The organism is Paracoccus angustae (assembly GCF_042648745.1).
GTDB classification, from domain to species: Bacteria; Pseudomonadota; Alphaproteobacteria; order Rhodobacterales; family Rhodobacteraceae; genus Paracoccus; species Paracoccus angustae.
This window is the reverse complement of the sequence record NZ_JBHRXY010000071.1, coordinates 1-6404: the sequence shown is the minus strand read 5'-3', so window position 1 is coordinate 6404 and position 6404 is coordinate 1. Positions and strand designations below refer to the sequence as shown.

At 67.1% G+C, this 6404-nt stretch carries 7 protein-coding genes; all 7 read right to left on the bottom strand.

Annotation, left to right across the window (positions count from 1 at the left end; all coding sequences use genetic code 11):
* Positions 1-128 precede the first annotated feature (128 nt).
* Positions 129-1172, bottom strand: a complete 1044-nt coding sequence (locus ACFOM8_RS22195) for a DUF7146 domain-containing protein (protein ID WP_377764555.1) — start codon at positions 1170-1172, stop codon at positions 129-131.
* Between the two features lie 378 nt (positions 1173-1550).
* Complete coding sequence (locus ACFOM8_RS22190) at positions 1551-1778, bottom strand: type II toxin-antitoxin system VapB family antitoxin (protein WP_167623725.1); 228 nt, start codon at positions 1776-1778, stop codon at positions 1551-1553.
* Between the two features lie 309 nt (positions 1779-2087).
* Positions 2088-2510 carry an antirestriction protein gene (locus ACFOM8_RS22185; protein ID WP_377764554.1) on the bottom strand — a complete coding sequence of 141 codons (423 nt, stop codon included), beginning with the start codon at positions 2508-2510 and terminating at the stop codon, positions 2088-2090.
* Between the two features lie 158 nt (positions 2511-2668).
* Entirely contained in the window at positions 2669-3043 is a 375-nt protein-coding gene (locus ACFOM8_RS22180; protein WP_265501412.1) for a DUF6915 family protein, read from the bottom strand.
* Positions 3044-3053: 10 nt separating this feature from the next.
* On the bottom strand, positions 3054-3542 hold the full coding sequence (locus tag ACFOM8_RS22175; RefSeq protein WP_377764553.1) for a DUF6878 family protein: 489 nt from the start codon (positions 3540-3542) through the stop codon (positions 3054-3056).
* Between the two features lie 212 nt (positions 3543-3754).
* Positions 3755-5962 (bottom strand): ParB/RepB/Spo0J family partition protein, encoded by a 2208-nt coding sequence (locus ACFOM8_RS22170; RefSeq protein WP_377764552.1) that lies wholly within the window; start codon positions 5960-5962, stop codon positions 3755-3757.
* A gap of 211 nt (positions 5963-6173) precedes the next feature.
* On the bottom strand, positions 6174-6404 hold a 231-nt coding region (locus tag ACFOM8_RS22165; RefSeq protein ID WP_377764551.1), incomplete at its 5' end, for a hypothetical protein.

Sequence of the window (6404 nt, the reverse complement as noted above, 5' to 3'; positions counted from 1 at the left end):
CTGTGCGCCGATTGCCCTCCTCGAAGGCCTGGAACGCGGATCTCCGCGCGTGAAGGAGAGGTGACCGGGACAGGGAGGGACCCGGCCAAAGGGCAGAGGCTGGCACCCCTGCACCCCCGAGCCTGCCCTCACCCCTTCAGGAAACGGTGCCGGTCGTCAGGATGCAGCGCGTCCTTCAGCGCCGCTTGCAGGGCTTGCAGCCCGAAGTGCCGCAGGTCGTCATTGAAGTCGCCTCCGACGGGCACAAGGGCAATCGCCTCGATGCCGAGGCTGGCCGCTCGGGCTAGGAGGCTGTCGCGCGCCCTGTCGCCGGCGGGGTCACGGTCGCACAGGACATACAGGCGGCGCAACGTGGGAGGAAAGAGCACGGCAGCAAGATGGGCAGCCGAGAGGGCTGCCAGCATCGGCATGCCGGGCAGCACCTGGCGGGGCGACAGCACAGTCTCGATGCCCTCTCCCACGGCCAACACATCATCGGCCACCCCGAAGCGGACGCCGTGGCCGAGAAGCTCCCCCATGGCCCGGCGCGGCGTGGCGATCGGGGCCTTGCCCAACCCATCGGCAGCAAGCCAGGTGCGATGCGCGCCCGTCTGGCGGCCGGCGAGATCGGTGACAGCGGCAATCATCGCCGGCCGGGTCTCCGTTGGCCCATGCTCGTCCGGCCGGTAGTAGCACCGGGGGTGGAAGCGCAGCGCACCCGTGCCGGAAAGGCAGGTAATCGCCCTCCCGGCCAGATAGGTTGCCGCGAGCGTGCCGCCGATCGGCTCGGCCATGGCGAAGAGCCGCCGTGCCGCCTGTCGGGAGCCGGGTGCCCTGCGCAATGGCCGACCGTCCGGAGAAAGGCCAGGCTCCGGGTCGGGACGCGGCAGAGCAAGAAACCGGCGGGCTTCGGCAGCCACATCCTTGAAGTCGAAAAGGCCCGTCGCCTTGCGGATGAGGTCGAGCAGATCGCCGTGCTCGGCCGTGGCGGCATCGGACCAGCGGCCCGCGGCCCCCCCGCCGGTCTCTGGGCCCGCCAGACGCACGAACATCGAGCGGCCAGGAGTGTTTCTCACATCGCCCACCAGCCAGTAGTTGCCGGTCTTGCGGCCAGAGGACAGGTAATGGCGGCAGACTGCCTCGGCCTCCCGGCCAAGACGGATCGCCAGATCGGACGCGTCACGATGGGGCATGAGAGGACCTCCTGTGTGCTGGGGCATCTGCCGCCTCCGGGGTCCGGACCGCGGACCCTCGGTCGCGGCGTTTTCCCGGGGGCGGAAAGCACGAATTCGCGGCACTCTCTCGACCGCATCGGCTCAACCCTCCTGCCCCGACCCCCCTCTGTCTTTGCCGGCGGTCTCCATCACCGCACCACGGCCGGGCGGCACACCCTCACAGCCTTCCCCGATGGCCATCCCCTGGTCTGCTGGCGGAAGCAGGGTCTTGGGCTTCAAGGCACAGGTCGGCGACAAGTACCCGCAGTCATGTGACGAAGCGGCGTCAACTGTGACAGCGGATGCCTCTGTGCGCACAGCGCGCAAGGCGGTCAGACGAAAGCGTTGGTATGACCCTCAGCGCTTTTTTGACGGGTGCACCATGCGCGTCGATTTGCGGCCGTAGTTTTTCACCGTCTCGCGCAAGGTCGCAATCTGGTCATCAATGGTGGGTGTGGACCGCAGACGCTCGATCTCGTTTTGGAGAGCCAGGCGCATGGCTTCCGTCTTGTCGACGCCCAGCATGTCCGCCAGGGTTTGCGCCAAGTCATCCAGGCGTTCATCGCGGGTTGTGCGCTCTTCCATCGTGGGGTCCGCCTTGCATGCACGGCCATGATCATCCGGTAACCCCAAGGTGGGCTGCTCGGCAAGACAGCACGAGATTGCAGCCAAGCCGCTCGACAGGGGCCGTTTTGGTAGCCACGCGCCTGCTGATCGGACCGCCTTCTGCCAAGGATAACGACCTGATGCGCATCTTCTCCTCGGCCCTAGATCCCGGCGCGTGTCCAGGAGGTAGGCTTCTCTCGCTTGCCGTCTGAGCCGCCCTCCTGCGGCGCCATGGCGAAAGCCAGCAGGAAACAAGCGCCCCGCCGTAAAGCAGGGCGCTTGCACGGTTCAGTCGATGGCCTGGAAAATCTCGCGGGCCTCGGGATGATCCGCGGCATGGGCGTAAAGGCGGGCAAAGCCGTCTGAGAGTTCCGGGGCGTCATGGCGGAACGACAGGTGGGAGAAGGCAAAGAGCGTGGCGATGATGCCCGCGGCGTCAGCCGATACCTCGCCTTCATAGCCGTTACCGTCCCAGACAAGGTGGAAGCACGGCTTGCAGGTCGGGGCGAGATAAAGGGGCTCGCCTGCCCGCTCAAGGAAGTCCCACATGCCGCCGGTGTAGTCCGTCGGGCTCAGCCTTTCCATGAAGCCGAAGACGGTGTGTTCGCCGACAAGGAGAAGACGGGCGCCGAACAGCCGAGGCAGAAAGGCCATGCGGCGCTCCTCGGGAACGGGCATGGCAGAGGAGAATGAGGGTGCGGTGAGGCTCATGGCGGAGATCTCCGGTTATGAGAAACAGGGATGCGCCCGCCATGTCGCTCTCTAGCTCCGGCAGGCGCAGCCTTCTCCCAGCCTTCCTCTGTCTCTTGCTGCCCGGCTGTCGGCCTGATCGACGCTCCGGCGGTGACCCGCCAGAGAGGCCGCAAACATCAGGATCTTCCGCCTCGTGTGGCCAAGGCGGGATCGACGACCAGGTCGAGCGCCTGGCTCCGTCCCATCCACGGCTCCGGGCGGATCGCCCTGGCCCAGTCGGCGAAGCTGGGGATATGGCCCAGATCCTCGCGGACATGCTGCTCGCCGATCCACCGGGTGGGGATCTGCCGCCCCGAGGCCAGGGTGAGCGTGGTGCCGAACAGCCGTTCCGACATGAAGATGCCCTCGGCATGATGGCGCAGCGCCCGGTGCCGGAAGTCGGCAAGGATCTCCTTGCTGCCATCGAACCAGGCATGGACGGCCAGGTATTCCTCGATGCTGCCGCCCCAGCTGCGGACCGAGGAGAGGGCGTGATGATAAGGATGTGCCATGGTCTCCTCCTTAGAACACGTGGCTGTAGGTTTCAGTGGCGGTATAGCGCTCACTGTGATCGAGGGTGATCGCCCGGGCCGCCACGTCGAAGACGAACGCGCCAGAGGCGCCGTCGTTGTTCTCCCAGCCGGGATGGCTTTGCTCGAGCAGGTCATAGCAATGCTGCTCGAGGGCGGCCCCGATCTCCACTTGGGCGGTGGACACATCGTCCGAGTTCCACGTAGCGGACGCCAGCGCAACCTGGCGTGCGGGAAGATCGACAATGGTCTCGCCGCACTGTGCGGTGACATCCTCAATCTGGCCGCTGTCGCCGTAGCCGTCGAAGGTCACCGTGACGGTGGTGATCCCGGCGGCCTCCAGGGCATCGAAGAGCGCGGCCTTGTTGGCCGGGCGCAGCGCGGCTGCGCGTTGTTGATGAGCATCGTGTTCGGCAAGAACACGGGCGATGCTTGCAGCAATGTCGGGGTCCGGCTTGCCGGCATGTTCGGAATTGGTCATGGAAAGGTCCTCCGGGAGAGGGGAATGACAGGAACGCCACGGCGCGGCTCTCCCTCCTCGCGCCGGGCTTGTCCCCTCCCCCACCGGGCTCTGCCTCTTGATAAGGGAGGGTGCTGTTCACGGCTCCGGCCTCAGGTCAGCGCGACACGACCAAGCCGTCGTGAACCGGGAGAGCGGGAGACAGGGCGGCTATGCCGCCCCGTCTCCCATCCTCACTCGGCGGCCATGCCTTGCGGATTGGCCTCCTCCACGCGGACAGTGCCGTCTTCGCCTGCTCCGGACGGAGGCTCCCGTGCGGGATCGTCCGCGTCGTCTGGTTCCGCGTTATTGGCCTCGCCGGTCGGGTCGGTCGGCAGGCAAGCTGACCCGGCAACCTCGACGCCGATGGTTCCGCTGTCGGCGTCTCCCAGCCGCAGCGGCTCGGGCAGCCAGCCGGTCTCCGCCAGGAGCCGCTCGGCTTCCCGCGCCATGTCGGGTTTCTTCAGGTGATCGATGCGCTGCGCCGCTGCCTCCCCGACGCCTTCGCGAACTGCCGCAAGGATGCGCGGCTTGGTCACCCGGCCAAGATAGCTCTCGACCGTCGGCCGCCAGCCCGCCTCCACGAGATCGAGCTCTGTTGCCCGGGCCAGCCGGTAGGCCTCGCGGAGGCGCCGCTCAAGACCCTGCTGGCTCACGCCCGTGCCGCCGCTGAAGCCGGGCCGCTCGAGGAGCGCATTGACCCCGAAGCTGACGCAGTGGGCCAGCAGAGCCAGTCGGCTTGCATCGTCGAGGTTCTCGAGCCAGGACCAGAGCCGGTCGTCATCCTCGGCATCGGGCAGGTCGGCCTGCCACACCGCATGGCGCGCAGCGATCCGTTGCGCGGGCAGGCTGTCGGCAAGACCCGGGGCCTGCACGGGAAAGTAGACGGTCCGGACACAGGCCTCCAAGGCCGCGCCGCAGCCGCGGCTGACAAAACAGTCCAGCACCAGCCGGTGCAGAAGGGCTGTCAGCGCGACATGCGGGTGCGCGGCCAGGGCGTCGCGCAAGGCCAGCGTGCGATACGCGGTCAGCTCAACCACCAGGCTCTCGGGCAAGGGCTTGAGGGTGTCGGTCTCCTCGGCACTTTCCTCGCCGGTGCCTGGCTCACCCGTCATCGTGATGGCGGCAGGTTCTCTGGCATCCCAGGGCGTGACGCCGCCCGTCGCATCGGGCAATCCCCCGGCCTCGCCATCTTCAGTCCCCTGCGCGGTCTCATCGTCAGGCCGGATGTGGCCGCGATCGACCATCAACCTGCCGTCGGCGCCTATGCTGACAAATACCCCGGCGCGCGACATCTGCTCGGGCGAAAAGACCATCGGCCTGTGCTCATACGCCTCGAGCGCCGCCTCGATCTCGCCGAGCCGCCGGTCCACATCTTCGGGCAGCTCTACGGCTTCGGCATGCTCGGCTTCGAGCAGGTCGTATTCGTCACGCAAAGCCTCGCGGGTGGCGCGCTCCTCGTCGGTCAGGTCGATGGTGGTGCCGGCAATCTGCCGAAGGCCGCGGTCGTGGCCATAGGGAAAGCTCACTGCTACCTCGACCCAGCCCCAGCCTTCCGCGGCAATCGCCTTGGCCTCACACTTCAGCTTCTCCGTGACCAGACGGTCGAGCAGGACCACGTCCTGCAGCCAGCCACCATCGTCGGTCTCGAAGAGATCGCGCAGCACGATGCCGCCCGCCGCCTCGTAGGCGGGGATGCCCACGAAGAGCGCGCGCCGGTCGGACGCCCGCACTGCGGTCTCGGTCAGCATCCGGCGGATGGCGTAGGGCTCCTTCGACCAGCTGTCCTTGACCGCTTGCCAGACCTGCTCCTGGCGGTCGTGATCCTCCGAGACGGTGAAGGCCATCAACTGCTCAAGCGTCATGGCGTCCTCGCCGTAGACCTCGAGCAGCGCGGGCGAGACCAAGGCCAGCCGCAGGCGCTGCTTGACGACCTTGGCGTCGACGAAAAAGGCCGCGGCAATGGCCTCTTCGGTCATGCCCTCCTCGCGCAGGGTCTGGAAGGCGCGGAACTGATCGAGCGGATGGAGCGGCGCCCGCTCGATGTTCTCGGCCAAGGACAGTTCGGCCACGAGCACGTCCATATCGGACCCGCTCCCCGAGACGATGCAGGGCACGGGCGCGGTCTTCGCCAGGCGCTTCTGTTTGACCAGCAACTCGAGTGCGCGGAAGCGCCGGCCGCCGGCGGGCACCTCGAAGAGGCCGGTCTCCGCGCCGTCCTCGTCCAGGACGGGACGGACATGGAGGGACTGGATCAGGCCCCGCCGGGCAATGGATGCGGCAAGCTCCTCGACCGAAACGCCGGCCTTGATGCGCCGGACGTTGGACTGGCTGAGGACCAGCTTGTCAAAGGGGATGTCGCGCGCGGACGCGAGGGTGATGGGGGATATGGCTTTGGCCATGGCCGTGTTCTCCGCGACGGGCGCCGGGGAGCCACTCTCCCTGGCTTTCAACCCGTCACGAACACCCCAGCCCTCCTCTGGCTCTCCGCAAGCCGCCTCTGGGGCGCGGTCAGCATTAAGACGTTTGCCAGAGGGCGATGGCTCCCGAACTTGGCAGTTTGATCGTAGGCAAACAGCCCACGTTGCGCTGACACGTCTTCAGGCGAGCTTGCTAGACGGTGCCGACGACAACGGGAGACCAAGGGTGGCCATCCTCCGGTTCATCGGGTGCGCCGGGTGGTGTGAGAGCGGGCTGCTGCGCATGCATCCAGTCGGCGGCCTGCTGCGCCTTGCCGGCAGCCGTGAAGATCGCGCGGGGGTCTGCAGGGCTTTGTTGCACAAATCGGCTGCTGATCGGACTTCCCCTTTCCCCGGACAGATTTATCCTGCGACCTCTGTGATG

What these genes read in the sequence shown, in the direction of transcription:
- ACFOM8_RS22175 (WP_377764553.1), bottom strand. Translation starts at nt 3,542, where the DNA reads ATGACCAATTCCGAACATGCCGGCAAGCCGGACCCCGACATTGCTGCA.
- ACFOM8_RS22185 (WP_377764554.1), bottom strand. Translation starts at nt 2,510, where the DNA reads ATGAGCCTCACCGCACCCTCATTCTCCTCTGCCATGCCCGTTCCCGAG.
- ACFOM8_RS22170 (WP_377764552.1), bottom strand. Translation starts at nt 5,962, where the DNA reads ATGGCCAAAGCCATATCCCCCATCACCCTCGCGTCCGCGCGCGACATC.
- ACFOM8_RS22190 (WP_167623725.1), bottom strand. Translation starts at nt 1,778, where the DNA reads ATGGAAGAGCGCACAACCCGCGATGAACGCCTGGATGACTTGGCGCAA.
- ACFOM8_RS22195 (WP_377764555.1), bottom strand. Translation starts at nt 1,172, where the DNA reads ATGCCCCATCGTGACGCGTCCGATCTGGCGATCCGTCTTGGCCGGGAG.
- ACFOM8_RS22180 (WP_265501412.1), bottom strand. Translation starts at nt 3,043, where the DNA reads ATGGCACATCCTTATCATCACGCCCTCTCCTCGGTCCGCAGCTGGGGC.